Annotated in this window: 25 protein-coding genes; 14 read left to right on the forward strand and 11 right to left on the reverse strand. The window is 40.5% G+C overall.

The window, feature by feature from the left end:
- Positions 1-5 precede the first annotated feature (5 nt).
- The gene (locus tag V7O61_RS00275; protein ID WP_407283094.1) at positions 6-1,355 is read left to right on the forward strand and encodes an NfeD family protein; all 1,350 of its coding nucleotides are present in this window, start codon (positions 6-8) and stop codon (positions 1,353-1,355) included.
- A 68-nt stretch (positions 1,356-1,423) separates the two neighbouring features.
- On the opposite strand, the gene V7O61_RS00280 is transcribed toward V7O61_RS00275, so the two are convergent.
- Both V7O61_RS00280 and hisH read right to left on the reverse strand, forming a co-directional pair.
- Positions 1,424-2,743 carry an AIR synthase-related protein gene (locus V7O61_RS00280; RefSeq protein WP_023845078.1) on the reverse strand — a complete coding sequence of 440 codons (1,320 nt, stop codon included), beginning with the start codon at positions 2,741-2,743 and terminating at the stop codon, positions 1,424-1,426.
- 11 nt (positions 2,744-2,754) lie between these two features.
- A complete protein-coding gene (hisH, locus tag V7O61_RS00285) occupies positions 2,755-3,363 on the reverse strand; it encodes an imidazole glycerol phosphate synthase subunit HisH (protein WP_407283093.1) in 609 nt (202 codons plus the stop codon).
- 428 nt (positions 3,364-3,791) lie between these two features.
- Between hisH and V7O61_RS00290 the strand changes: the two genes are divergently transcribed.
- The 3 genes from V7O61_RS00290 to V7O61_RS00300 all read left to right on the forward strand — a co-directional run bounded on the left by V7O61_RS00290 (position 3,792) and on the right by V7O61_RS00300 (position 6,259).
- Positions 3,792-4,700, forward strand: a complete 909-nt coding sequence (locus tag V7O61_RS00290; RefSeq protein ID WP_407283092.1) for a hypothetical protein — start codon at positions 3,792-3,794, stop codon at positions 4,698-4,700.
- A gap of 602 nt (positions 4,701-5,302) precedes the next feature.
- A complete protein-coding gene (locus tag V7O61_RS00295; RefSeq protein ID WP_245596088.1) occupies positions 5,303-5,797 on the forward strand; it encodes a carboxypeptidase regulatory-like domain-containing protein in 495 nt (164 codons plus the stop codon).
- A gap of 30 nt (positions 5,798-5,827) precedes the next feature.
- Positions 5,828-6,259: a carboxypeptidase-like regulatory domain-containing protein gene (locus V7O61_RS00300; protein WP_023845075.1), complete on the forward strand. Its 432-nt coding sequence runs from the start codon at positions 5,828-5,830 to the stop codon at positions 6,257-6,259.
- Positions 6,260-6,335: 76 nt separating this feature from the next.
- Here the strand turns inward: V7O61_RS00300 and V7O61_RS00305 are convergent, their stop codons facing one another.
- From V7O61_RS00305 to V7O61_RS00315, 3 genes are read right to left on the reverse strand one after another with little or no spacing between them, the layout of a single operon-like run.
- Positions 6,336-6,992 carry a hypothetical protein gene (locus V7O61_RS00305; RefSeq protein WP_023845074.1) on the reverse strand — a complete coding sequence of 219 codons (657 nt, stop codon included), beginning with the start codon at positions 6,990-6,992 and terminating at the stop codon, positions 6,336-6,338.
- A gap of 54 nt (positions 6,993-7,046) precedes the next feature.
- Complete coding sequence (locus tag V7O61_RS00310; RefSeq protein ID WP_023845073.1) at positions 7,047-7,307, reverse strand: hypothetical protein; 261 nt, start codon at positions 7,305-7,307, stop codon at positions 7,047-7,049.
- Positions 7,308-7,334: 27 nt separating this feature from the next.
- Positions 7,335-8,630, reverse strand: coding sequence for a UDP-glucose dehydrogenase family protein (locus V7O61_RS00315; RefSeq protein WP_407283091.1), 1,296 nt, complete (start codon positions 8,628-8,630; stop codon positions 7,335-7,337).
- Positions 8,631-8,777: 147 nt separating this feature from the next.
- Between V7O61_RS00315 and V7O61_RS00320 the strand changes: the two genes are divergently transcribed.
- Complete coding sequence (locus tag V7O61_RS00320; RefSeq protein ID WP_407283090.1) at positions 8,778-11,897, forward strand: DUF3427 domain-containing protein; 3,120 nt, start codon at positions 8,778-8,780, stop codon at positions 11,895-11,897.
- A gap of 33 nt (positions 11,898-11,930) precedes the next feature.
- On the opposite strand, the gene V7O61_RS00325 is transcribed toward V7O61_RS00320, so the two are convergent.
- Positions 11,931-12,830, reverse strand: coding sequence for a Fic family protein (locus V7O61_RS00325; RefSeq protein ID WP_407283089.1), 900 nt, complete (start codon positions 12,828-12,830; stop codon positions 11,931-11,933).
- 207 nt (positions 12,831-13,037) lie between these two features.
- Here V7O61_RS00325 and V7O61_RS00330 point away from each other — a divergent pair, with 207 nt between their 5' ends.
- Positions 13,038-13,253, forward strand: coding sequence for a hypothetical protein (locus V7O61_RS00330; RefSeq protein WP_407283088.1), 216 nt, complete (start codon positions 13,038-13,040; stop codon positions 13,251-13,253).
- Between the two features lie 6 nt (positions 13,254-13,259).
- Positions 13,260-13,595, forward strand: a complete 336-nt coding sequence (locus tag V7O61_RS00335) for a class I SAM-dependent methyltransferase (protein WP_407283087.1) — start codon at positions 13,260-13,262, stop codon at positions 13,593-13,595.
- Between the two features lie 30 nt (positions 13,596-13,625).
- On the opposite strand, the gene V7O61_RS00340 is transcribed toward V7O61_RS00335, so the two are convergent.
- The 3 genes from V7O61_RS00340 to hisI form a co-directional block, all read right to left on the reverse strand.
- Positions 13,626-15,185 carry a hypothetical protein gene (locus tag V7O61_RS00340; RefSeq protein WP_407283086.1) on the reverse strand — a complete coding sequence of 520 codons (1,560 nt, stop codon included), beginning with the start codon at positions 15,183-15,185 and terminating at the stop codon, positions 13,626-13,628.
- A 123-nt stretch (positions 15,186-15,308) separates the two neighbouring features.
- A complete protein-coding gene (locus tag V7O61_RS00345) occupies positions 15,309-17,150 on the reverse strand; it encodes a PINc/VapC family ATPase (RefSeq protein ID WP_288068967.1) in 1,842 nt (613 codons plus the stop codon).
- A 123-nt stretch (positions 17,151-17,273) separates the two neighbouring features.
- Positions 17,274-17,636, reverse strand: a complete 363-nt coding sequence (gene hisI / locus V7O61_RS00350; RefSeq protein ID WP_407283085.1) for a phosphoribosyl-AMP cyclohydrolase — start codon at positions 17,634-17,636, stop codon at positions 17,274-17,276.
- 104 nt (positions 17,637-17,740) lie between these two features.
- Between hisI and V7O61_RS00355 the strand changes: the two genes are divergently transcribed.
- The 5 genes from V7O61_RS00355 to acs all read left to right on the forward strand — a co-directional run bounded on the left by V7O61_RS00355 (position 17,741) and on the right by acs (position 22,969).
- Positions 17,741-18,505: an ATPase domain-containing protein gene (locus V7O61_RS00355; protein ID WP_023845065.1), complete on the forward strand. Its 765-nt coding sequence runs from the start codon at positions 17,741-17,743 to the stop codon at positions 18,503-18,505.
- Between the two features lie 146 nt (positions 18,506-18,651).
- Entirely contained in the window at positions 18,652-19,827 is a 1,176-nt protein-coding gene (locus tag V7O61_RS00360; RefSeq protein WP_407347425.1) for a hypothetical protein, read from the forward strand.
- Between the two features lie 128 nt (positions 19,828-19,955).
- Positions 19,956-20,285, forward strand: coding sequence for an iron-sulfur cluster assembly accessory protein (locus tag V7O61_RS00365; protein WP_023845063.1), 330 nt, complete (start codon positions 19,956-19,958; stop codon positions 20,283-20,285).
- 56 nt (positions 20,286-20,341) lie between these two features.
- Positions 20,342-20,692, forward strand: a complete 351-nt coding sequence (locus V7O61_RS00370) for a nascent polypeptide-associated complex protein (protein WP_407283083.1) — start codon at positions 20,342-20,344, stop codon at positions 20,690-20,692.
- A 387-nt stretch (positions 20,693-21,079) separates the two neighbouring features.
- Positions 21,080-22,969 carry an acetate--CoA ligase gene (gene acs / locus V7O61_RS00375; RefSeq protein ID WP_407283082.1) on the forward strand — a complete coding sequence of 630 codons (1,890 nt, stop codon included), beginning with the start codon at positions 21,080-21,082 and terminating at the stop codon, positions 22,967-22,969.
- Between the two features lie 21 nt (positions 22,970-22,990).
- Here the strand turns inward: acs and V7O61_RS00380 are convergent, their stop codons facing one another.
- Both V7O61_RS00380 and V7O61_RS00385 read right to left on the reverse strand, forming a co-directional pair.
- On the reverse strand, positions 22,991-23,860 hold the full coding sequence (locus V7O61_RS00380) for a hypothetical protein (RefSeq protein ID WP_407283081.1): 870 nt from the start codon (positions 23,858-23,860) through the stop codon (positions 22,991-22,993).
- 6 nt (positions 23,861-23,866) lie between these two features.
- Entirely contained in the window at positions 23,867-24,721 is an 855-nt protein-coding gene (locus V7O61_RS00385) for a hypothetical protein (RefSeq protein ID WP_407283080.1), read from the reverse strand.
- Positions 24,722-24,919: 198 nt separating this feature from the next.
- Between V7O61_RS00385 and V7O61_RS00390 the strand changes: the two genes are divergently transcribed.
- Positions 24,920-25,711 (forward strand): nicotinate-nucleotide pyrophosphorylase, encoded by a 792-nt coding sequence (locus V7O61_RS00390; protein WP_407283079.1) that lies wholly within the window; start codon positions 24,920-24,922, stop codon positions 25,709-25,711.
- Positions 25,712-25,908: 197 nt separating this feature from the next.
- On the forward strand, positions 25,909-26,178 hold the full coding sequence (locus V7O61_RS00395) for a thioredoxin family protein (protein WP_407283078.1): 270 nt from the start codon (positions 25,909-25,911) through the stop codon (positions 26,176-26,178).
- Positions 26,179-26,187 lie beyond the last annotated feature (9 nt).

Below are 26,187 nucleotides of genomic sequence, written 5' to 3' on the forward strand. Positions count from 1 at the left end.
GAATTATGTTACATAAGTGCCGGTCATACCTGAGCACTTTTCTTTTTTTAACGTTGCTCTTATCTGTTTTTTCAGGCAATGCATGTGCTGCGGAACAGCAGAAGGTTCTGGTGGTGGATATATCTGATTCTATCACTCCTGTGACGGATGATGTTTTAGCAGATGCTATTGCTTTTGCAGAAAATGACAACTATGAGGCTCTTGTCATCACTCTCAACACACCAGGCGGCAATCTTGACGAAACACTTTCCATAATGGAGCAGATTGCTGCAACTGATGTCCCAGTTATTGGATATGTTTATCCTGAAGGCACAAAAGCATGGTCTGCCGGTACTTTGATACTCATCAGCACTGACATTGCTGCGATGGCACCTTATACTATTATAGGTTCTGCACAGCCTGTTACTGTCACTGCAAGCGGAAGTGAACCTGTAGAGGAAGGCAAGATAATCAATGCGATTGTCAAGAGGACAACCGAAAATGCAAAAATGCATGGTCGTAATGAGACTGCTGCCGGGAAATTCATAACAGAGAACCTGAATCTTGATGCCCAAACAGCTCTTGAGTATGGGGTTATTGAGTATGTTGCATCAGATATTGATGATTTGATGTCACAGCTTGATGGTGTTGAAGTAAAAGATAAAGTTCTTGACACAAACGGTGCGGATATCACTTATTATGAACCATCTCTGAGACTGGCTTTTATGGGTATTATCTCCAATCCGATTGTATCCTCGATGCTTCTGCTCCTTGGTGTTTATGCCATCATACTTGGAATCTCACATCCGGGTTTTGGTGCTGAACTATTCGGTGTAATAGCTATTGCACTCGGACTTATCGGAACAGGCTTTGATGTGGATATCGGTGCTCTGTTTCTGGTTGTTGCCGGTGTGGCACTGCTTGTACTTGAATTCCAGGCTCCGGGTTTTGGGGTCTTCGGAATTGCGGGTCTTGTGTGTATAATTGCAGGCAGCATATTGCTGGTTCCCACTGATTTTCCAAATAACTATACTCCGGCTGAATTCCAGCGGACACTGATAATATCTGTGGCGACACCGACAATATTGATCGGGCTTTTCTTCGTGTTCATCATTTACAAGGTATTTGAGGTTAGGCGAAAAAAACCACTATTTGGTGAACTTATCGGTGACATGGCTCTTGCACTTGAACCTATTGGGAACGGTCAGACTGGATATGTTCTCCATAGGGGGCAGCATTGGAAAGCACGCTCATCAGATGTTATTGAAAAAGATGACAAGGTAACGATACTTGAAAAGGACGGTGTTGTGCTTGTTGTCGAGAAATTAAAAGATGAATCAGAATCTGAAAATCAGATTGGTGTCGGACAAGATTAAACACAATATGCAGAAATATTGAATGTGGATTTTTGAGGTTCAAATTTTAGGTAGAAAGGAAATCCTTTCTACTTTCTTTTAACCATTTCAACAACGCGGCGTTTCTTCTCAATTGCATTGAGGGCTGCTGTATCAATGGCTTTTTTCATTTCATCAAAGTCACGTGGATTTTCATCACCTATCATCTTCTTGATAGGCGTGTATGCTGATTCCCTGAAACGTGGTGTAAAGTCTCTTGCTTCTCCGTCAATTATGACTTCTGCGCCGGTCCCTTCTACGACTTTTCCAATAACTGAAATATCGACATCTGCGCTTCTGATGGTCTTCATGATATCTTCAGCATATTCTTCCGGTGCAATGATGAGCAGTGCATCAAGGGAAACTCCAAGGTAGTCGATTTCCAGTGACTCGAGCATATCAAGAACCTTAGGGTTGACAAGTTTTCTCATTTCCTTTTCTTCAAAAATGAGCTTGACACATGCTGTTCTGGATATTTCTTTTGCATCTCCCCGGATTCCACCGTTTGTGACATCTGTCATTGCATGAATGTGTTTTACAAGACCTGAATCCAGAAGTTTCTCGCATGCTTCGAGGAATTTAATGTTGATGGTCTCATCAACGATTTCATGCATCTCATAGTAGAGCGCAGTTGTGGATATTGTTCCACCACCTGCTCCTTCTGTCATGAGGATGACATCTCCTACCTGTGTCTGTTCACGGGATGTGAGGTCAGTTGAAACACCAACAGCACCGACTCCTCCGGTCATGCGCTCCCCGATGACCATGTCGCCACCGATTCTTAAGGTGCTGCCTGTAATAAGTGGAATATTTGACAGGTCGGCCACCGCAGTGATACCTGCAATGTGGTCAAAGACCTTGCCAACATCTCCGTCATCTGCAACGTGAATATCTGAAAGCATTGCCACAGGTCTTGCACCCATGACATAGACATCACGTAGTGCTGCCCTTGCAACGTGGAATCCTGCAAGGAATGAATAATCGCTAAGTCTGGAGTGCATTCCGTCAACTGTGAGGATGACATATTCTCCTCCTTCGGATTTCACAACTCCCGAGTCATCAAGATGTGTGGTGTCCACGACCGCTTTTGTCTTGCCGATTACCTCGGCTATCTTCTCATGGGTGTAGAAATCCCCGAGACCCCTGGATCCGACACCGAATTCTCCCATTGTAACACCGGATACGGTGGGTTCGAGTACATCACCTTTCAGGACAAGGGTTGCTTTTGCCTCTGTGATGGTTGCCTGTGCAAGTTTACGTGCATGTTCAGGATTTGTTTTCTTGACTTCCAGAATTCTGGCAGTCAGCTTATCTTCAAGGTCAGGTACGTTATTACTGAGCCCTCTTTTTGCGTAGCCTTCAATATCCATATTCTCATCCCTTAGCACATAGCAACAAAGTTCTTCAGTATTTTAAGGCCTGTGTCGCCGCTCTTCTCAGGATGGAACTGGGTTCCGATTACATTTCCTGCATCATTGACAATAGCGGCTGCAAATTCTGTACCGTATTCGCATGAAATAAGCGTGTTCCTGTCTGATGTGTCCACATAGTATGAGTGTACAAAATAAACGAATGAGCCTTCAGGTATTCCATCAAAAATAGGGTGTTCCTGTGTAATTTTTATTGAGTTCCATCCCATGTGAGGAACTTTAAGTTCAGAGTGTGGGAATCTGAGTACCTGACCTTTTACAAGGTCAAGGCCTTCTGTTACTCCTCCCTCTTCAGATGTGCTAAGCATCATCTGCTGGCCAAGGCAGATACCGAGCATTGGCTTTCCTGATTCAACATATTCGTCAATGGTGCTTCTTAGAACTTCCACGTTCTTCATCGCATCCCTGAAAGCACCGACACCCGGAAGAATTACACCATCCGCATTTTTTATCTCTTCAGGGTCACTTGAAATGATTACGTCTGCACCTGCGTGTTCCAGCCCCTTGCGAACACTTCTGAGGTTGCCAAGCCCGTAATCGATGATAACGATCTTCTTCATGTGAAATTAAAGAAGGGTTTTGGTACATGAATGTAACGATGTGGGATTTTGTTGTTTAGAATTTCCATTAACCCTTGCTAAACAATCATTTGATTTTTTGATGCTGCATATAAAAAACAAAGTTTTAATATTGCTTTATTTATAAAGTATGTAGGATTTAGGCGAGTTTGTTTATCATGACTAAAAAAACACGTTCTATCATTCAAGACATTAGCAACAGTTATGACTCTATTCTTAAATTAATTGTAACCACAATAGTATTGGCTTTTGGAATTAATTTGATCTCTAGTCAATTCGTAGATTCCATAAACCTGTCACCCTAATCTACAATAATTTTTGGGTTGTTATTATGTATTGTATCACTAGTGTATCTTTTCTACAAATTGCTAAATGGTTCTCGTAAAGAGCATGAATTCTGTGCTTTCATTTTGTATGATAAGGAAGAAAATACGTTAGTTGAGGTATCGAGATATGATTTCTCAGAGGACATTCAATGGTACTTCGAATCTGCCTTTAATGAAAATCTTGCATTAGAAAACCAGTGGAAAAGAGATAAGCTCAGTGACCTGCATTTTTCGGATGAAAATCTAATACAAAATAATAAGTCTGCAAGATTAATTGTAGAGGCCACACAATACTATCTATTAAAAAGACTGTCAATCCATTTAACAGATTATTTTGAACATAAATATTTAGAAGAAGCCAATTTGAAAAAGTATGGACGAGTAGATATTCCTGAAGTACTTTTAAGTAACAAATTTTTAGATTTATTTTCACGTCCAATGGCAGAAAGATCTGCGTTTGTAGATGAAGAAGAGGACAGAAGTGAATTCGAAGGTGAAGTGATAACGGTTTATGGCAATGGTGTATATTATGACAAGTTTGAATTGGTTTTACCATTAAATAGTAAATTGAAGAAGCCGACTGACTCCGCAATTGAAATCGACACTCAGAGACTTAAAATATCAATGGATATTCATTTTGATGGTTGTAATAACTCTCTTCCTCGAGGTTTTGAACAATATTACTTAGGTATCGATGACAACAACCTTCTTAGATTTGATGCGTTTGAAGTAAAAATTAACATTAGCGTTGATATGAAGCTAAGAAGCTTATTTTCAAGATTAGGGTGGGAATACTATTATTGGATTGATTCTTTCCTTGATGATATTGATTATTATGTTTCTCAAGATGTTTTTTTTAAACGTATTAATTGGGAATCTGTACTTACAGTAATCCACTGTGAAAATATTAAAAACAAATGCAAAGAAGATGCTAATTCATTTAATTTAAATATAGATAAAGTAGAAATTAGAAAGATTGAAAGTACTGAATAAAAATTGAAAATTGAAAACTGTGATGCAATCATTTGATTTCTGTTTTCATGGTTTGAATCATGATGCTCGTTACTATATCTCGTTATTAACGCATTATGGATTTTTTGTTTTTTTGAAATAAGGGGGAAATGTAACGAACAGAACAACAATACCAATCACAAAGGCAGTAAGAGACAGACTGAAAACTTATGGTAAAAAATGCGAGAAGTATGGCGATATACTATCACGCCTGATGGATGCTGTTGACAAAAATGAATTCATGATCTGCATGTACCAGCGCCTTGAAGAAAAAGATCAGTTCGTATCCCTTGATGAACTGTAATTGCAGAAAACATTAGCTTATAATGTTAACGCGCACAAGTATGCCAGTAAGTTTCTTACCTTACAGGATGCTGAAACGAAAAGCAGGCTTATTGAAAAATTTAAGAAATTATAGATAACTCCTTTGAGCAACAATGTGAAAAATAGCATAAATGTTTGTTTTATGGAGTCTGTAGGATTGATTATACTTCTGCTTTTAATTATTCACATAACAACATAAAAATCAAAAACAAATCAATAAATTTATATTCAATGTTCTTTTGTTAGCATTCGGTGATTTTTTGCCAAAGATTGAAAAACTGTTTAATGATGATAGGGCCATTGAGCTTCCTATCAATATAGTAGTCATGTTGGTGGTTGGTATGGTTGCCCTTGCGGCGCTTGTAGCGATTATCCCTCCTCCAACTAAAAATATGTCTGTAAATATCGATGAAGCCGGTGAACAAACTTCAAGTATGACTTCCGGTAACACCGTAATAGTTGATTCGGCTACGGCAGGTTCCCCATTTGCAATTGATGTGGCGATATCTGTGACCGATCCTGACGGCTATCCTGTAAGAGCTGCCAATGTAGTACTTCGTGGACTTGGTGGTGTGGCCACCAATACCACGGATGATAACGGAAAGTGCCTCCTCAGCACGGACTCAAGTAGTGGTGGTTCACCCATCAGCCTTGGTCCGAACCAGAATGAAGGGACCATGGATCTCAGTATTTCGACTGATGGTTTCTACGATTTCGAAAAAAAAGATGCTGTAATGATAGTCAGGACTTCATGATCCTGACATCTTTTTATTTTTCTGATTCTTATGTTAGATGATGAATCTGCATCCGTAGGCCTTCCAATAAGAATTGTTGTCCTCACGATCATCGGTATGATAGGTATCTATACTATTCTCTCGGCCGTAACAAGCACACCTTTTGTTCCCGATACTATGTTTGCATCTTCTAATTGCAGCAGTTTTAATTTAACTGGGGGGACTGGGGATTCACCATACCTTACTGTCAATGTCTTTGACAAAGATGGAAGGCCGATAGGCGATGCTAATGTCGTTGTGTGGGGTCCGTCAGGAGAAAAAGCGGCAGGTGGAATTACAGATGCCGACGGTGAGTTCCAGTACAGGTTCCTGGGCATTTCACTTCCACAAGGTAAGACAGAAGGTTACCTTTCTGTCAAGGTAATGCAGGAAGGCTATCTGGATTATAGTAACGATTATTTCCTGAAAGTAAAAAAAGTGTGAGAAAATCGATCTGGTTTTCTCATTCTTTATTTTTTTAAAATTTTAGAGTTTTAGAATTCTGTCCCTGATAAATTTTTCATGCTGTTTTGCTGTTGACCAGATAGAACTTCATAAGAACTGCAACAGCAAATACAAGGGCAATGCCGAATGAGAAATAAGCAGACCTTATGATGTCCCATTGTCCGTTCATGATGAGGAATCCTGTAAGTGCCAGAATTGCGGCTCCCACAATTCCTGAAAGTTCAACCGGCACTTTCACAGAACCTATATTGATGCGGTTGTGGTTCTCAGCTTTTTCCAGACGCATATTCAGTTGTGAAATCTCATTCCTGATATCCACTGAGAGAGTTTGAATTTCCTCGGTTTCCGAGTTGTCTTTCATCATGACCTGCTCTGAGAGTTTGATATTCTCTTCCCGCAGCTCTGTGATTTGTGAATTAAGGCTGGTTATCTCAGAGTTGAGTTCCTGTAACAGTATGTCATATTCGTGATTCCGGGAATTATTTAGAATGAGATTATTCATCTCGGCACGTATTGAGATGACCTCGGTCATTGTGCTCTCAAGTGCTTCCTCCAAATTAGTCTCGTACTCCGGTATGTAGTCTTCCACGGGTACGTCAACAGAGAGTCTTCGTTCCACTGCACGAAGTCGTTTTTCCACACTTCTGACGGTCTGGTCAAGAGAGTGTAACCTGCCGTTGATATCGTCTTTTACCTGATTATCGTTTTTCATGGTCTGCACCAACAGAGCAGTCCTTTTTACTTAAAGTATTAAAAATCTTTGATTTTAGTTGGATAATTGAAGAGTTATATATTCCGAATTTACATCAACAACGTAGTATTTTTGCTTGTTCAATACGATAGATGACGATTTTCTAGGATAATAAAGGTTCAGGGCATGTCCCTGGTAACCTTTTGAAAAAAGAAGTCCCATGGAAAAGGTGTTCTCTGAAGACATTCCGCAGTACATCATATCTATAATGTTTCCGAGGAAACTTTTGCTGATGTTCCTCCTTTCACCGATTCCAAGGGTGAATGTCTCGGTCATATTCTCACCGGATATTAGTGTCCCGACTTACCAGCAGATGCCTTCGTAGTCGATCTCGGTGCTGAGTTTCTCAGGATTGATAAGCTTCCTGCCGTCAATGACAACTCTGTTTGCCATGGCAGCAAATTCCTGATCCAGATTTCTGAATTCGTTCCATTCTGTCATAATAAGGCATCCATCTGCCTCCTGAAGAGCTTCTACAGGGCTTTTACAGTACGCAACATCATGGAAGAGTTTTTTCATACCTTCCTCAGCCATCGGGTCGTATGCAGCGACATCAGCTCCAAGTTCCAGCAGTTTATCAATAACCGGAATGGATCTTGATTCCCTGATGTCATCGGTGTCGTTCTTGAAGGCCAGACCAAGTACGGTTATTCTCTTGTTCTTTAGCTCACCAATCTTTTCCTGAAGGAGTTCGATCATCTTTAGGGGCTGCCTGTTATTTACATCAACAACAGATTGGAGAAGTTCTGGTGCGTATCCGATCTGGTTTGCTTTGCCGATGAGTGCTTTCACATCCTTAGGGAAGCATGAGCCGCCAAATCCTGCACCGCAGTTGAGAAACTGGCGCTCTATTCTGAAGTCAGTTCCCACGGCATCCATGACTTCGTATGTGTCAATGCCAAGCTGCTTGCAGATGTTTCCTACTTCGTTGGCAAAGGATATCTTGGTTGCCAGGAAAGAGTTGTTGACGTATTTAATCATCTCTGCTGTCCTTGGATTGGTGTGAGTAATCTCGCATTCCAGCTTGCGATAGAGCTCAGATACGACAAAAGAGGATCTCTCATCGATTGCACCGACCACGACCTTGTCAGGATGCATGAAGTCATAGACAGCCTTGCCTTCCCTGAGGAACTCCGGGTTCATTACAACACCAAAGTCTTTTCCTGCCTTTTTGCCCGAGTACTCTTCTACTATCGGAAGTACGACCTTCTCGGTTGTTTCAGGCACGACTGTGCTCTTTACAACCACTACATGATAGTGATCTTTCTTTGCAATTGCTTTCCCAAGGCTGGCACTTGCAGCTTTGACTATTGAGAGGTCAATGCTCCCATCTTCTCCTGATGGCGTCCCCACGCAGATAAATGAAGCATCGGAGTTCTCAACAGCATAATCATAATCCGATGTGGCAATGAGTGTCTTCTGGCTATACTTCCCCAGCAGTTCATCCAGTCCCTCTTCCCAGATAGGTGCAATTCCTGCATTGATCTGTTTTACTTTCTCTTCGTCAATGTCAATGCAGATGACTTCATGCCCGAGTTCTGCAAAACAAGCGGCTGAGACTGACCCGACATAGCCTGAACCAATAATGGATACTTTCATGATAAGATTCTCCTGAGCTGTAAATTGTTTGGGAGTGTATATTAGGATTTGGTATGTGATTTTTGTAAGACTCTCTTTCAAAAGCAATTTATTAATATATTCTTAACTCCATTTTCTTAACAAATATTGATTGTGAACGTGGGTGCTATGAAATCAGGATTGTATGAACATATTGTGAACAAATTTCTTTCTGAAAACTTATTCAATATTGATGACAAGCACAAACATTTATCTCGACTAAATGATTCTGATAGCAACGATTATTTGGCACAATATCTGTATCGAGTCCTTTCTCATGCTTTATCTGAGATCAAAAGTGATAAAGGTGGAAAAACAAAGATTGATAAACAGATTGAGTTATGCAACGAAATACTAGATATTTTGAATCGTTATGATATTGAAACCCAAGGTTTAGATGTTTCAGAATCTGCTGAAAAACTCATGGCTGTTTTAGATGAGAATCTGAGTGTTGATTTCTCACGTCCTGATACTCCCCTTTCTTTAGGCGCATTACTAACAGGCACAAGACAGGATCCTTCCCTAGTTTCTCAACTTAAAAAAGAGATTTTGTCATCTGATAGAGTGGATATTCTTTGTTCATTCATAAAATGGAGTGGCATTAGAATACTCCTAGAAGAACTAAAAGAGTTCACTTCAAGAAAAGGAAGTGAATTAAGAGTTATAACAACAAGTTATATGGGTGCAACGGATTCAAAGGCAATTGAGTTTCTAGAAACTTTGCCAAACACAACCTTGAAAGTCAGTTATGATACTAGACGAACGAGATTGCATGCAAAAGCCTACTTATTTGAAAGACAAACTGGTTTTTCTTCTGCATATATTGGTTCTTCTAACATCTCTAATGCAGCATTAACAGATGGATTAGAATGGAACATAAAAATAAGTCAATATGAACAGCCATTTCAATGGGCTAAAATAAAAGCTACTTTTGATACATATTGGAATGATAGGGAATTTGAGACCTATAAAAAAGATAACAAGTCGAGATTGATAAAAGCATTACAAGCAGAAAAACACGATAATAATACTGACTTTGTGATGCCAAATTTTGATTTAACGCCATATCCATTCCAAAAAGAAATACTCGAATCAATATGGGCAGAACGTCAACTGCGTAGAAACAAACACTTAATTGTAGCTGCAACGGGCACTGGAAAAACTATGATTGCAGCCTTTGATTTCAAGAAATTCAGGCAGGAATTTTTTGCAAGCCACAAAAGAGAACCGCGCTTATTGTTCATAGCACATAGGGAAGAGATATTGAAACAATCTCTGTACACATTTAGAATGGTTCTAAGAGATCACAATTTTGGGGATATGATGTTTGGTGGGAATATTCCTTCAAATACGGAACAAATATTTGCATCAATTCAAACATACAATTCAAAAGAAATTCATACTCTTTTAGAATCTGAATATTTTGATTATATTGTAGTAGATGAGTTCCATCATGCAGCGGCTCCAAGCTACAAAACACTTTTAGTACATGTAAATCCAAGCTGCCTCTTGGGTTTAACTGCAACTCCAGAACGTACTGATAATTTGGATGTTAAGAAGTTCTTTGATAATCACATAACTGCAGAGATTCGTTTACCAGATGCAATAGACAGAAAGTTGTTGTGTCCTTTCCAATATTTCGGTATTACTGATAGTGTTGATTATTCTACTTTAAAGTGGCAACGTGGTGGTTATGTTCAAAGTGAACTCAGCGAACTTTACACTGCAGATGAAAACCGTGCAAAACTAATTTGTGAAAAAACCATTGACACAGTTTTGGATATCAGAAATGCTAAAGGTCTAGGTTTCTGTGTTTCAAAAGCACATGCAAAATACATGTCTGAGATATTCAATAAAAATAACATTCCAAGTGAGTATCTGACTTCAGATTCTAGTAAAGATGCAAGAAGCTCTGTTCAAAAACGGTTGTTGAATAAAGAGATTAACTTCATTTTCGTTGTAGATTTATACAATGAAGGAGTTGATATTCCAGAAATAGACACAGTCCTCTTTTTACGTCCAACTGAAAGTTTAACAATATTTTTGCAACAATTAGGACGTGGACTTCGGTTAAGTGATGATAAAGACTGTTTAACTGTATTGGATTTCGTGGGACAAGCAAACAAAAACTATAGATTTGATTTGAAGTTCAAAGCATTGATTGAAAATATAGGTCAAGATATCGCTTTAGAAATCGAGCAAGGATTCCCTCACTTGCCTGCCGGTTGTAACATAGAATTAGAAAGGAAATCTAAAGAATATATTTTAGATAACATTAGTCATGTTCTCAATCTAAGACGACAAACAATTGTGAAGAGAATTTCTAGCTTTGTTGCCGACACGGGAATGGAACTATCTTTTGAGAATTTCATAAACTACTATAATCTAGATCTCGATGATATCTACAAAAAGATGTGCTGGTCAAGAGGGCTAGCAGAAGCTGGAATCATTGATAATTTCAATGAACCTGATGAAGAGAAATTAACTAGTGGCTTGAGAAGAATCCAACATATAGATGATAGCAATTATATTGATTGTGTTCTCAGGCATCTAAATGTGAATAATATAGAAGAAGCAACACTCTCTGAAAAAGAAAGATACCATCTAACAATGTTTATTCTAACTATTTGGAATAAAGAAGAGTTTGCTTCATTAAACGATGCGTTTTCTAAGTTGCTAGATAATCCTGTAATCTATGATGAAATAATCATGCTTTTAGAATACAAAAAGAGCATCATAAAAGCCATTTCTCCTGAACTAATATTGCCGTACGTTTCATCTTTGAGTTTGCATTCCAAATATACGCAAGCAGAGGCTCTCGCTGGACTTGGTTATTTTGATTTACAGAATAATCACACCGTGCAATCTGGTGTGCTGCCTATAATGGATAAAAAGACAGATGTATTTTTCATTACTTTAAACAAGAATGAAAAGGATTATTCTCCAACTACGATGTACAATGATTATGCAATTAACGAAACACTCTTCCATTGGCAAAGCCAGGCATCAACCAGAGTTGATTCGAAAACAGCACAGAGATACATCAATCACAAAAATATGGGTCAAACAATCCTTCTTTTTGTAAGGATAAACAAAAAGATCAATTCTTTAGCTCAACCTTATTATTTCTTGGGACCGGTGGAATACGTAAGTCATGAAGGTGAAAAACCTATCAGTTTTATATGGAAACTAAAGTATCCAATGCCTGCTCATTTATTAAGAGAAACTGCGAGGCTTATAGTTGGGTGACCACAAAACCCAATCAAATTTGTAGTCACCCATTCACTCCATCCCCTTCCGATACTGCTCAACCAGAAACTCCAATGTTTCTTCGAGGCTGTTCTTTTTGGAATACTGCTGTAGGCAATAGTAATACCTGCCCCTGTCTTCGAACAGTATATTGATAGGAGGATATCCGTTTTTCAGTAGCACATAGTTCAGCAGTAGCCTGCCAACCCTGCCGTTGCCGTCCTCAAAGGGGTGGATGTACTCGAACTGGTTGTGGATCAGGGCGGCAAGAACAAGGGGTTTAAGCTCATCCGAATTATCCCTGTACCAACCGGCCATGTCCTCTAGTTCTCTTTTGATCTCCTCCTTCGGGATGCCCTGGTGCACGATCTCCCCATAGGCATTGCGGATCACAACCTCAACATCCCTGAGCTTTCCGGCAAAGCTCTTGGAACCTTCAAAGCATATCCTGTGAAGCCTGGTAATAAGCTCCAGTGACAGCTCTTCATCCGTATTTTGTATGAACTCCACAGCCTTTGCAACATTCAGAGCCTCCATCTCATCCGAGTTGGTGGCATCCTCATTATGCCGTAGCAGGTCATGCACCTCTTCAGGAGTAACACTCGACCCCTCAATAGCATTGGTATTGAACACGAATTTCTCCGTGAATGCCTTCCAGCCGTCCACATCAAGGTGAACTATTTCCACATCCTTGTCGTACTCGTTGAGCTTCTCGATCTCTTTTTTCGTAAGCGAGAACTTCAGCAGGTCGGTCTTAGCCTGCATTTGCTGCATTATCTCTTTTTCAGCTTCCTCCCTGCGCTCCTCAATCTTCTCTTCAGTCAGGTTCAGGCCCAGGTAATGCCGTATCTTTCTCGTCTTTTTTCCGACACGGTAGGAGTGAGACAGGTAGTATTTCGTATTGTTTCCCTGTTTTCTCTTTTCAATATGCATATATAAATGGGTGACCACATTCTATATAGCACTTTTGTGGTCACCTATCAAATACACCTGCAGAGCCTGCCGACCATTTTCATGCCCTCTGCAACCAAATCTCTATAGCAAGACTATTTATGATGAGAATGCCAACTTTACATTATAATAAATCCTTGAAATTGTCGCAAAACTGCACTCATAATCACTCCAAAAGAGCACCCTCACATGTCCCACGACAACACCAATGTATGTCCTGTAGAAAAGTCCGGCAGCCTCGATAACAGGATTCGCAGATGGCTGCAGAACCCTCTGAAGATACTCGGTCCCTATGTCAGGGAAAGTATGGAAGTTCTGGAAATAGGCTGCGGTCCGGGATTCTTCACAATGGATATGGGTCGGATGGTCGGAAAAAGCGGGCGTGTAGTGGCAGTTGATCTTTAGGAAGACATGCTTCAGAAGGTAAAAGAGAAAATCAGTTTGTCCGGGGAAGAACTGAATATAGAGCTTCACAAATGCGAAAGTGAGAGAATTGGTGTATCCGGGGAGTTTGACTTTGTATTTCTTTTCTACGTTGTCCACGAACTGCCGGATCAGGAGAGTTTCTTCAGGGAACTGGCTTCTCTGGTCAGAAAAGATGGCAGAATTCTTATAGTTGAGCCGCCGATGCACGTTTCAAAACAGGCATTTGATGAGATGCTTGATATTGCCAGCAAGGCTGGGTTTGTGGTTTTGGACAGGCCAAAGATGTTTCCTAATAAAGCTGTGGTTTTGGGGAAGGATTAGAGCTGTATGAGTAAATGCTACCTTTATTCACTAATTAATTTCAGCATACGTAGCTGTTTCTATCTCATAAGGCTGGTCAAATGCTATTCCTTTAATTACCCAGTCTGCTCCGCTTTTCTGTAACTGGAAATATACATCAATAATCTCCGGTTCATTTTCATTGCCCATGATATTAAAGGTGACAGCAGTACAATTACTTTCAATTACCGCAAGGTCATCTTCAACCGTTGTTGACACGATATTGAACTCTTTGATACCACCTGCTTCTATTCCATTGTTGTTGAATATCATCTGTACGCTTGCAGGTACAAGGAATTCCTGTCCTTCGCATAGTTTGAAAGCAGTGGTAAAATCACCTGCATTCACAGCATTGAACATAATTATAACAACATTCTCTGCAGACTCGGATGACGAAGTAACATATTCACCTGCGATTCTCTCTTTTAATCCTGTATTTTGTATCAGAAGCACGGCAAGTAAGAAAACAAAAGTAATGATCAGTGCCTGTCTCAGTATTTTTTTCTTAGATCTTTCTGGTTTCTTTACATCATTTTTCTCTTTTCTGGTTGGGGCAGTGCTGTGAATGGTTCTGAGTTCTCTTTCGGAAGTAAAAAGTTCCCTGGGATAAGAAGCAGTTGAATCTGCAGTTTCAGCGACTTTCATTTTAGGCTTCTTTTTTACTTCTTTTAAATACGATTCATACATTTTCGCAACGTCAACATCTTCAGGCTTTCGGATATTATGTTCATCTTCTCTCAGAGTGCCTGAAAGTCTCTTTTGCATTCCTGTTCTCTGGATATTCATTGAAGAATTTCTTTTATCCGTTGGAATTTTTCTCGGAACCACAGTATCTATTATAGTGGATACTAGTTCATTTTTGATGAAGCCAATATCTTTTGCAGAATTTACTGAACTAACAAGATGTTTGAGCTCTGAAACGATTTCATTGAGAAAACCATCTAATCCTGACTTCCTGTCAGAAGCTGCCCTGAACATCACCTGTGTGAGTCCTTCATTTTCTTTAATCAGGGCTGTGAACAGGTAATGGGTATTTTCGCCTGCCTGACTCGAAAAATGCAGCACATTTGTTCCTGAAATTGTGTATCCGTCTACTGCATAAAGATTTCTTGCACAGGTCTGCATCAGGAATGAGATTAGTTGTTCTGCTCTGATACCTTCAAAATTAATTCCCATGTCAACATAATGCCATGAGGCCGATAACTGGAGGAACTGGTTTTTTGCAATTTGTTTTGGACGCAGGAATGGGCAGATGCAATGTACATCCTTTGCCTGCATGGCTACCATGTGCTTTTCCTGCTTAGTGTCACGATATATTATGCTGGCTTCGATTTTCTCATCGTGGATACATGCACCTGGTTTAAGTGTGAATTTTGCAGTCCGGGCAATTGTAGGCTGTATGTCGCCCAGTTTCAGTACTCTGTCTTCCTGCAACTCGAAAACCGATTCATTGTAATCAAGGATTACCTGCACGTCAGAAATAATAATGTCTGTATTATTGATGATTCTGATCCCGAATATGATATTATTGTCCGGTAGGATCTCATAGCCTCGTTTTATATCTATATCCATTCTAATTAAAAATTAATTATTTTTGCATATAAATAGGTTTTGAACTCAAAAAATGACAGTTAATTTATTTCAAAACGACAAAAAAAGAAATCATTAAAAAAGAAGAACTATGATGAAGTTTCATCATATTTCTTTTACCCAGAGAACTTCTCCTTCCTGCAAAGCATACATAATATCATGTGCGATCTCTGAATCCGCCCGCACTTTGATATCTCCATGCCTGCCTACAGTTGCTGAGAACATGAATCCTTCACCTGCGTATACTTCAACATCCTTTGATGCGGCCTCAGGCACATTTAAAATCACATGCTTTCTGCTGCGCTCTATTATCGGGTGGTGTTCCTTTTTATCGCGAACTTTGCGTTCCTCTCCATCCTCAAACTTGCGTACATCAATATGAATTCCCAATGACCTTTCTATCTCGTCGATGGTCTTTCCACCTTTTCCGATAACTCTTGGGAGATCCTTGTCCCTTACACGCACAAAGGCGCGGTTGTCTGAGACCATTTCCACTTCTATCGGACCATTTGCATAGTTGCTGATATAATCCTCAACTTCTCCTTCAGCCAGTTTCCATGAAGGACTTCTCTGTTGTTCGCCCCCAAGCGGCATGACTACAACCTGCTCACCGTAGGTGTAGATCTCAAACTCGCTTTTTCCGGTTTCAAGATCAGAAACAAGAATTACAGGACGTGCAAGATCCTGTTCCATCATTCCGGCAGGAACCTTTACTGTGAATTCAAGGATCTGTACTTTTGCAATTTCACCCTTGTCAATAAAAATAACCGTATCAACAACCTGGGGAATAACACCAAGTTCCACTCTGCCGATAAGTCTCTGGATAGCGTCTACTGCGCGGTTTGCATGAACAACTCCCAGCATGCCTACACCTGCAAGTCTCATGTCGGCAAAAGTCTCGAAATCCTTTGTCTTGCGCACCTCATCATATATGGTGTAATCAGGACGCACAAGCAGAAGTACATCTGCGGTGTTCTCAAGACTTCCGTCAAGAGGTGCGTATTGGGTGATCTCCCCCGGAACCTGCAGGTCACGAGGGGATTCCATTGTCTTAACCACAAATCCCTTGTCTTTAAGGTAGATTGCAACTCCTGCTGCAAAGGTGGACTTACCTGCACCAGGCGGTCCTGCTATGAGAATTCCTCTCTGGCTTCTTATCCTTTCTTTGAGTACATCACTAAGACGATACTCTTCCAGTGAAACTGATGCAATAGGTCTTACGATTGTAATCTCCACATCGTCTGAAAAAGGAGGTGTGGAAATAGCAATCCTCATGTTCCTGATCTGCAATACCGTTGCACCGCTGAATGACATTTCAGTGAATGATTCCTGGTCAGAGCGTGCCCTGTCAAGTAATTCCCTGGAAATCATTTTCAGTTCCTGATATGTGCAAGTTTCCTCCCTTATCTTCATATACTGCACATTTCCAATGGAGCCTCTTTTTGCCATTGGACTGACTTTGTGTTTCAGGTGGACAGACATTGTGTCAGGTGTGAAAAATTCATCAACAAGAAGTGGTCCGAATTCCTCCATTGGAGGCTTAACAAAATCCACATCGAGTCCCTTTGCTTTTGCAACAAGTGACTGGACTCTGTCTCCTGTAACAAATTTTGCATTAAGACCAACTGCTGTTTCTCTTATGAGGGCATCTATCTCTCCGCCCTTTGCAAGTTTAACCTGATCCGAATTAGGTCGGATGCCTGTGAAAAATAATCCTATATCGCCGCTTTCAGCGAATTTCTGGAGTTCCTGTACTTCCTCAAGACCTTTGTATCCGATCTCAAGTCCACGGTTTGCCTGGGCTTCCAGCTCAGCCATGACAGCTTCAGGTACATAAATATCTACATCCAGAAGTCCCTCATCACGTATCCTTCCGGTAAGGATCCCGTCTATGACTGCACTGGTATCGGGAACAATTATTTGTCTGTTCTGTGAACACTTTTCCATAATTACAGATAAGCTGCTGATTCTATTATAATATTATTGCCGCCATGTTTCGCTATCATGTTTCAGGCGACAGAAAAAAAGTGTAAACGCTGTTTGTGTCAGCAGTTAATGATGAATAAAAATTCAGTAAACGTCTTCCGGTTCGAAAACTTTCTCCCCAATTTCTTTTCCATCAATAGTCCTGTAAAAGCATGACCTGAATCCGGTGTGACATGCTCCTCCTGCTTGCTCAACAAGCATAAGTATGGCATCCATGTCGCAATCTATACGTATCTCTATGATTTTCTGAGTGTGACCTGAGCTTTCTCCCTTTTTCCAGAGACTTTGCCTGCTGCGGCTCCAGTAATGGGCAATGCCAGTCTCGATTGTTTTCTCAAGTGCTTCCCTGTTCATAAAGGCGCACATAAGTACTTCTTTAGTATTACTGTCCTGTGCGATGGCCTGGATGAGACCATTGTCATATTTCAGATCATCGAGATTTATCATGTCCACCACTAATTGCTATATACTATAAAATACTATTATCTATCTGTATTAATATAATTCATTGCAAATTATATCTAAATATTTTTATTATCAGGGGTCAAACTATGGATTACAGTTTTGATGGTACAGGTGGATTCAGAATCCCTACAGGTATAGCCGGACTTGACGTACAGCTTGGAGGAGGAGTTCCTCCGGGAACAACTATTCTCATTCTTGCAGAGCCCGGGGCAAATTCCGAAATGTTTGCCCAGCAGTTTGTTTATGGTGGTCTTCTGAACAATGAAGATGTTTTCTATTTTACTTCAGAGCACCCTGCCCAGGAAATAGTCCATGAGATGGAGGACATGAAATGGGATGTAGAGAAATTTGTAGAGGATGGCCATTTGCAATTTGTGGATGCATATCTTCCTAGATTCTACGGTGTTCTTCCAAAAGAGTTCACAAGTGAACTGTCTGCAAAGGAATTCCTTAAAAAGGGAATAGATTCCATGACTCTTCTTAAAACAGCCGCCAAACAGCCAAGAGAACAGAAATACCGCGGTGTTGTGGACTCTATATCATATTTCCTGAGAGCTTATGACCTTAACAACGTTGTGGAAGTTATTGAGATGATTTCTTCCATTGGAAAGGCAACCGGTGCAATCCACCTTATTCTGATGACAAGCGGGATGCATGACTCTATTACAGAGAATACCCTGCGTCACATTTGTGACGGTGTAATTGAGTTCAGGATAAAGGAACGTGGCAGTGAAATTGAAAGGACTATTATGATAAGGAAAATGCGTGGGATGCTGGTTCCTAACAGGACAATTTCCTATATGGTAACAAATAAAGGAATTGAACTTGAAACAACTACCCGTGTCCTATGATATCGACCCTTTTCAGGGTCTTTTTTACCTTTATGTTTTTATTCACAGAAAGCTATTTTAGTTAACCTGTAAAAAGGATAATGATCATAATGAAACAGAAACTAGTGCGAATATTGAGGGATATCTTCACATCAGCGGGCTATGATATGTCCGATTCATTCAGATATGACCTTATAGCCGAAAAAGACGGCACAAAGACATTTTTTAAACTTTCATACAATCCTGACCTTGATGACATCAGGGATTTCAAAAGCCAGGTGGCAGAGGGACAGGGTCTTTACATACTGGCAAGCGATGTCAGTGAGTCATTCTTAATCAATGCACGTGATATCGGTGTAACCGTGTGGACACGTGATGATGTGGCTACAAGGATTGGCAGGGCAATACTTGCAGATATGGAAGGTACAACTAATGAACTTGAACTTCTGGATGTATTATGTGCTAAGAAACCTGCTTCCAGCAGTGTTGATGAGGTTGCAAAGGAAGCTATCAACGCAATATTTGGAACCGGTTCTTCTCCACATGTTGATGAAAAGGTTCTTGATGAATCTCTGGCTTCACGCCCGCAGAGGCCTGTTATTGTCCCGGACGACGCTCCTATGGAAGTCAGGTATTATCGCCCTCGTGCTGCTGCAGAGGTAGAATTAGCTCCTGAATGGTCTTATGTATCTGAAGCATTTGAGGAACCGGAGGCAAAACCAGAGATGGAACTTTCTCATGAAACCCTTGCAGCTCCGGCAACTCCGGCAATAGAAGAACCCATTGTAATGAGCCTTCACTCACCGCCGGTGAATATATCCGTTGACAAGGCTTATTCCCTGGCTGCTCCGCACATCCGTGGTGCCAATACGGCAATATTGAAGTTTGTACCTTTCTGGATGTATGATTACTCTCTTAATGTGGAACACCGTTACCGTTCCAAGATTATAGATATCTCAGGAGACGGTTCCGGATATGTTAATGCACTGAACGGTAATCAGGAAAAGATGAACCTTCAGAATGTACAGAAGACAGTTACAGTTCCAAATGTGGAATATGATGTCAAGATGCCTGTGACTACAGAGGATGAAACTACTAAGAAATTGCTTGATGATATTATTGAGGAATATACACGTGACCTGCGTTTTGATGATACTAAGGGCGATGCAATAATCTCTGAACACAAAAGGTTTAAGCCAGCAGCATCAGATATTAACCTTAGTGTAGAACTTGTCTATGTACCTGTATGGGAAGTCAAAGGCCAGAGAAACTCAGTGGAGATCAATGCTTCAAGCGGGGAAGTTCTGAGAAATCCGGTTGATGACGACGTAGAATTCGTCTGAGTTCTAAGTTTTACAGGCGGCCAGAATGTTCGTACAAATACGAATATACTTATATATCAAAAACACATATAAGGGATTACCCGGTAGTCACCTTGTATCAATTTCAAATAAATAATGAGGAATCAACAATGGTAGAAATAACTGACAATGCAGCAGTCGAATTAAAAGCACTGCTTGAAGAACAGGGTAAAGAAGGTCTCGCTCTTAGAGTATTTGTTGCAGGCATGAGCTGCTGCGGTGTGCAGTATGGAATGTCACTTGAGGACGATATCAGCGAAGAACATGACCTTGTAGTTGAGGACAAAGGACTTAAGATCGTCATGAACAAGGACGATGCAGATGGTCTTTCAGAAGCAAAGATCGATTATGTAGATGGTCCTTCCGGTAAGGGCTTTATCATCGACAACCAGAATGGTGGCGGCTGTAACACTTCATCCTGTGGCGGCGGTTGCTGCTAAGCAAGATTTATCTGGTTAATTTAATAATTCAAAATAATTTCATATAAGGTGATTACATGTTTCCGGGAATAGGTGGCAGGGGAATGAACCCTGCAAAAGTTAAGCAGATGATGAAACAGATGGGTATAAACATCACTGAGATCGATGATGTTGAGCAGGTTATTATCAGGACTCCTGAAAAGGATATTGTTTTTAACGATGCAAATGTCTCCATCATGAATGCTCAGGGTGTAGATACTTACCAGGTAGTCGGTACTCCGGAAGAAGTCGCCAGGGAATTGCAAATTCCTGATGATGATGTGAGAATGGTTGCTGAGCAGGCGGGCGTTTCGCAGGAAAAGGCTCTTGAAGCTTTGAAGGCTGCAAACGGTGATCTGGCAGAAGCAATTCTGGCACTTTCATCATAATTCTTTTCTCTTTTTTAGTTCTGATCTTGATTTCATCCAGAGATAATTCTGTCTGAATTTAGGTTTTGATATTGTTTTTCTCCTGTTAGTCTACGTGGTCTCTCATATTTTTTCATACTATTGTGGTTGTTTTTATTACATGGTATCTGTCTGGAGACCAAAATAGGTATATAGTATTATCATGATTATACATGATGATTGAGGAGTGACTAAACTTAGTTTGCTCTTTCAATGCGGTCCCTTTCATGTCCCGGGGTTCCATAAGAACCTTTGTTTGTTTTTCAAAATGACATGAGACGGTTGCTCTGCAGGTATTGGTTCAAGACTCTGAGATTAATCGGGGTCACAAAAGAAACATAATGATTATTAGTTATAAATGGAGTAAACATGTCTGAAAATTTTGATGTCAAATTGGATGGGAAAAGCTATCTTCCTGATCCTTCCGTAAAAGAAAATTCATGGATAGGCGATTATGAAACTGCTTACAATGAATTCCTTAAAGATCCTGAAAAACACTGGGAAAACGTTGCTGAAGAACTGGAATGGTTTGAGAAATGGGATAAGGTCAGAGAATGGGACCACCCATATGCAAAATGGTTTACCAATGCTAAAATGAATATCACTCACAACTGTCTTGACAGGCATGTGATGAACGGTAAAAGGAACAAGGTAGCTATCATCTGGGTAGGTGATGATGGCAAGGAAGAGATTCTCACATATCGCCAGCTTTACCGTGAGGTTATGAGATTTGCAAACGGTCTCAAGTCCCTTGGGGTAGAGAAGGGTGACAGGGTTTGTATTTACATGCCGTTTGTCCCGGAGCAGATTATTGCAATGCTCGCATGTGCACGTATCGGTGCCGTACACAGTGTTGTATTTGGCGGATTCGGTGCAAATGCGCTTCACTCCAGAATCAAGGATGCACAGGCAAAGATTGTCATTACTGCTGATGCAAGTCTTAGGCGTGGAAAGAGGATTGACCTCAAGACTCTTGTAGATGAGGCTGTTGTTAATGCTTCCAGTGTAGAGAAGATTGTTGTTCTAAGGAGAATGACACCTCAGATGGAACTTTTCTCTGAGATTGAGGTCGATTTCTATGAAATAATGGAAGATGTGGAAAAGGAATGTGAGCCTGAGGTAATGGATTCCGAGGATCCGCTGTTCATCCTGTACACCAGTGGTACAACAGGTCCTGCAAAGGGAATCGTTCACGCATGCGGCGGTTACATGGTTGGTACATATTATACTACAAAGAACATGTTCGACCTCCAGGAGAGCGATGTCATGTGGTGTACGGCAGACCCGGGATGGATCACAGGCCACAGTTACATTGTATATGGTCCACTTGCCATGGGAGCAACTATCCTGATATCCGAAACAACTCCTGATTATCCAGACCCTGGTGTCTGGTGGAGCATGATAGAGGAATTTGATGTCACTATCTTCTACACAGCACCGACTGCTATCAGAATGTTTATGAGAATGGGTGAGGAGTGGCCAGAAAAATACAACCTCAGTTCACTGAGAATACTGGGTTCTGTAGGTGAACCACTCAACCCGGAGGCGTTTGAGTGGTACTATCGTGTAATCGGTAAGGAAAAGTGTCCGATACTTGATACGTGGTGGCAGACTGAGACCGGAATGCACATGCTCACAACAACTGTCGGTGAACCGATGAAACCAGGTTTTGCAGGTCGTCCGGTTCCGGGTATCATTGCAGATGTCGTTGATGAGAATGGAGAACCGGTTCCAGCCGGAACAGGTGGTATCCTTGTTATTAAGGAACCATGGCCTTCCATGATGAGGACGGTTTACAACAACGATGAGAGGTATCGCCAGTACTGGAGTACCGTTAAGAACTACTACGCAGCCGGTGACCTTGCTGTAAAAGATGAAGACGGATACATTATGATCCTTGGACGTTCCGATGATGTCCTGATCGTTGCCGGTCACAACATAGGGAGTGCAGAAGTTGAAAGTGCCCTCGTTTCCCATGAAGCTGTTGCAGAAGCAGCAGTTATCGGAAAACCAGACCCACTCAAGGGAGATTCTATCAAGGCTTTCATCATTCTACGCATGGGCTACAATGCCAGCGATAAACTCAAACTGGAACTTGTCTACCACGTAAGAATGAACCTCGGTCCGATAGCCATTCCATCTGAGATCGAGTTCGTGGAATCCCTGCCAAAGACCCGAAGCGGAAAAATAATGAGACGTCTCCTCAAGGCTCAGGAACTTGGCCAGGACCCCGGAGACATTTCCACACTGGAGGACTGATTCCTCCTTTTATTTTCTTTTTTAGTCTTTCTTTTTACTAAAAATGGTAATCAAAGCAAAAACCATGATTGTAATAGTTGCTGTGAAACCGGGAGACTCTTTTCCTTCCGAATCATTGATGTTTTCAACAGTTTCCTGTTCAGCAACAGGCATAGGGCCATCTACATCTTCTTCAGTAATCATTTCATAGTCTACAAAATCATTGTTATAGTCTGACACAACTTCGGAGCCATAATAAGCTATTTTATTGACAGCATCTTCACTGGCAACAAAAGTGATATTAGCTTCATTAATTATTGCCCTATAAAACCATGGTTTTCCATTTAGAGGAGTTGAGAAATTGTCCGAGTACTTTTTTACTATATTTTCTGAATCCTGTGATTTTACATCTTCATAAAAATGGATTGCTAGCTTTACATTTCCATCTTCCATTTTTGCATAATTCGGGACGTTCAATCCATAGCTTTTATCATACTTGTTTTCCACTGGAATTTCTCCCATCCAGCGAAGTCCTACATTATCTGGCAGGTCAGCAGCAGTATAATCTGCTGGCATTGAAAATACATATGAATAAGCTCCAGAATATTTTACAAAAACAACACTATAGTTTTTTAAAAAACTTCTTTGACTGTCATTTGGAATTGAATAGAATTGTAAATATACGTGCTTTCTTTCTGTTCCATTTTTTAATGTGACACTCTCATTTCCATTCAGATTAGCCCCAAACTCCATCGGTTCAGGTGTGTAAACTTCTCCACCATAGTTCGTAAAAGTGTATTTGTCTGAATCCTTGGTTTGGTCTGCACTTGCAACTAGTGTGCATGAGATTAAAACTAAGAACGTGATTATTATTTGAGTTGACCTTGTGCCTACAGATTTTTCAGGTTGCATTATTCCTCACTCCCTTTTAAATAAAATGCTGATTAATGCAAAAACCATGATTGCAATGGTTGCTGTGAAGCCGGGAGTTTCTTTCTCTTCCGAATCATTGATGTTTTCAGCAGTTTCCTGACTGTTATTTTCTTGTTCATCTACAATATAATACTCATATTCTTCTGTTTCTTCATTGTCTACAAAATCCCTACCATACTCCGGCACAGGTTCAGAGCCATAGTATCCGATTTGTTGAACAGCATCTTCCTTGACAATTAAAGATATATTTGTTTCATTGGTAATTGTTTCATAATACCACGGTCTTAGTTTGGAAGGAGCTGAGAAATTATCTGTGTATTTTTGTATTATGTTTATTGAAGCTTGTGAAGTTACATCTTCATAAAAGAAAACAGCTAATTTTACATTCCCATCTTCCATCTTTGCATAATATGGAACGTCCGTACCATAATATTGATACTTGTTTTCCACTGGAATTTCTCCCATCCATCTCAGTCCTACATTACCCGGCAGGTCAGCAGCAGTATAATCTTCTGGCATTGAAAACACATATGCTTCGGAGCCGGCGTAACTTAAAACATGAAGGCCATATAATTCTAACAATTCAAACTGTACTTCACCTGGAATTTCGTAAAACTGGAGCAGTAAATGTTTCCTTTCAGTTCCATTCTCTAAAGTTTCCTTCTCGTTGTCATTCAAATTAGCCCCAAACTCCATCGGTTCAGGTGTGTAAACTTCGCCACCGTAATTCTGGAAAGTGTATTTGTCAGAATCGTTGGTTTGGTCTGCACTTGCAACTAATGTGCACGCTCCAGTTATTACCAAAAATACGATTATCAATTCTATCTTTTTCTTAAACATTGCATGCACATCCTTTTGCCTGATTTCACCCGATTTGATCTGAGTATTTAATATCAAAGAAATTGTAATGTATATTCAAAATGAGAGGGAGTCTATATATTTATATCGAAAGTGGGATGTGAGTTTTTGATTTTAGTTGTAGCACAAAAATAGCAATAGTTATGAATCATCCACACTATTACTCATGCAGGTGACAAAATGATAGACTTTTTTGACCTTTACCTTGCAGAAGATTGTCCATATGGAGATGAGACTACTGAGTTTCTTGAGATTGAAGGCAATGGCCGGATTCGTATAAAATCAAGGGAACATGGTGTTGCTGCCTGTATGGATGACCTTGCGGCTTTCTACAGGAAAAATGGTCTTGAAGTCGTGAACATGGTTTCAAATGGGGATGAGTTTAATCCGAATGATGTTATTTTTGAAGCTCAGGGAGATCTCCCTACCATTTTCAAACTATGGAGAATATCACAGACATTTCTTTCAATGGTCTGTTCAATTGCATCAAAAACACGTTTTACTGTTGAGCTTGCAAGAAAGTCCAATCCTGATATAATGGTGGCAACAAGTCGCAAGACCCATCCGGGATTCAGGAAATATGAGCTCAAGGCTGTAAAGATCGGTGGAGGCGACCATCACCGTAATTCTCTAAGTGATTCCATTCTTGTCACACAGAATCACCTTGATGTCATGGAAAAGCAGGTAAATCTCAGGGCAATGCGTAAGGTTGAGATTGAACCAAGAACCAGGGAAGAAGCTCTGGAAGCTGCTCCGGTGGCAGACATACTTTTACTTGACCATTATAGCCCTGAAGAGCTGGAAACATTTGTACCGGAACTGCGGTCATTGAATCCACATCTTGAGATAGCAGTCGGGGGAATTGAACTTAGCATGGTCTCTGATTATGCAAAACATGTAGACTTCATTGTAACTACAGCTCCATATTATGCAAAGCCTCTTGATCTTACTTCAAAGATAAGAAGGATGTAATTATATAAAGCCGGCGAAATGTTTATATAGAATTGCCAACATGGTTGTGTATGCAAAGTGCATCACCGTTCGAAAGAGACATATAATTTGCGGGGACAAATTATCACTAGGAAGACTAATTCCTACTGACGGTGCATTCTTGTATCGATAAGTAAAAATAATTTATTCATCGACTATACAATAAAGAGGTGTATTATATGAGCAAAGTGGAACTTCTAGATTTCAGTGCAACCTGGTGTGGACCTTGTAAGATGCAGAAGCCTCATCTTGAAAAGGTTGAAGCTGAACTTGCAGGTCAGATTGATGTAAAAGTCATTGATGTTGACCAGAACCAGAGTCTTGCAGCACAATATGGTATTCAGGCAGTACCTACACTTATCATTCTCAAAGACGGAGAAGTGGCAAAGCGCTTCACAGGCCTTACTACCTCAGGAATCCTCCTTGAGGAAATTAAAAAGGTGCTTTAAGCACCTGAC

Origin of the sequence: Methanolobus sp. WCC1 (genome assembly GCF_045690315.1) — an archaeon.
In the GTDB taxonomy this organism is placed as follows: domain Archaea; phylum Halobacteriota; class Methanosarcinia; order Methanosarcinales; family Methanosarcinaceae; genus Methanolobus; species Methanolobus tindarius.

Bases quoted from the DNA above. Each gene is read 5' to 3' on its own strand.
- V7O61_RS00275 (WP_407283094.1), top strand. From the start codon at position 6: ATGTTACATAAGTGCCGGTCATACCTGAGCACTTTTCTTTTTTTAACG.
- V7O61_RS00280 (WP_023845078.1), bottom strand. From the start codon at position 2,743: ATGGATATTGAAGGCTACGCAAAAAGAGGGCTCAGTAATAACGTACCT.
- hisH (WP_407283093.1), bottom strand. From the start codon at position 3,363: ATGAAGAAGATCGTTATCATCGATTACGGGCTTGGCAACCTCAGAAGT.
- V7O61_RS00300 (WP_023845075.1), top strand. From the start codon at position 5,828: ATGTTAGATGATGAATCTGCATCCGTAGGCCTTCCAATAAGAATTGTT.
- V7O61_RS00305 (WP_023845074.1), bottom strand. From the start codon at position 6,992: ATGAAAAACGATAATCAGGTAAAAGACGATATCAACGGCAGGTTACAC.
- V7O61_RS00310 (WP_023845073.1), bottom strand. From the start codon at position 7,307: ATGACCGAGACATTCACCCTTGGAATCGGTGAAAGGAGGAACATCAGC.
- V7O61_RS00315 (WP_407283091.1), bottom strand. From the start codon at position 8,630: ATGAAAGTATCCATTATTGGTTCAGGCTATGTCGGGTCAGTCTCAGCC.
- V7O61_RS00320 (WP_407283090.1), top strand. From the start codon at position 8,778: ATGAAATCAGGATTGTATGAACATATTGTGAACAAATTTCTTTCTGAA.
- V7O61_RS00325 (WP_407283089.1), bottom strand. From the start codon at position 12,830: ATGCATATTGAAAAGAGAAAACAGGGAAACAATACGAAATACTACCTG.
- V7O61_RS00330 (WP_407283088.1), top strand. From the start codon at position 13,038: ATGTCCCACGACAACACCAATGTATGTCCTGTAGAAAAGTCCGGCAGC.
- V7O61_RS00335 (WP_407283087.1), top strand. From the start codon at position 13,260: ATGCTTCAGAAGGTAAAAGAGAAAATCAGTTTGTCCGGGGAAGAACTG.
- V7O61_RS00340 (WP_407283086.1), bottom strand. From the start codon at position 15,185: ATGGATATAGATATAAAACGAGGCTATGAGATCCTACCGGACAATAAT.
- V7O61_RS00345 (WP_288068967.1), bottom strand. From the start codon at position 17,150: ATGGAAAAGTGTTCACAGAACAGACAAATAATTGTTCCCGATACCAGT.
- hisI (WP_407283085.1), bottom strand. From the start codon at position 17,636: ATGATAAATCTCGATGATCTGAAATATGACAATGGTCTCATCCAGGCC.
- V7O61_RS00355 (WP_023845065.1), top strand. From the start codon at position 17,741: ATGGATTACAGTTTTGATGGTACAGGTGGATTCAGAATCCCTACAGGT.
- V7O61_RS00360 (WP_407347425.1), top strand. From the start codon at position 18,652: ATGTCCGATTCATTCAGATATGACCTTATAGCCGAAAAAGACGGCACA.
- V7O61_RS00365 (WP_023845063.1), top strand. From the start codon at position 19,956: ATGGTAGAAATAACTGACAATGCAGCAGTCGAATTAAAAGCACTGCTT.
- V7O61_RS00370 (WP_407283083.1), top strand. From the start codon at position 20,342: ATGTTTCCGGGAATAGGTGGCAGGGGAATGAACCCTGCAAAAGTTAAG.
- acs (WP_407283082.1), top strand. From the start codon at position 21,080: ATGTCTGAAAATTTTGATGTCAAATTGGATGGGAAAAGCTATCTTCCT.
- V7O61_RS00380 (WP_407283081.1), bottom strand. From the start codon at position 23,860: ATGCAACCTGAAAAATCTGTAGGCACAAGGTCAACTCAAATAATAATC.
- V7O61_RS00385 (WP_407283080.1), bottom strand. From the start codon at position 24,721: ATGTTTAAGAAAAAGATAGAATTGATAATCGTATTTTTGGTAATAACT.
- V7O61_RS00390 (WP_407283079.1), top strand. From the start codon at position 24,920: ATGATAGACTTTTTTGACCTTTACCTTGCAGAAGATTGTCCATATGGA.
- V7O61_RS00395 (WP_407283078.1), top strand. From the start codon at position 25,909: ATGAGCAAAGTGGAACTTCTAGATTTCAGTGCAACCTGGTGTGGACCT.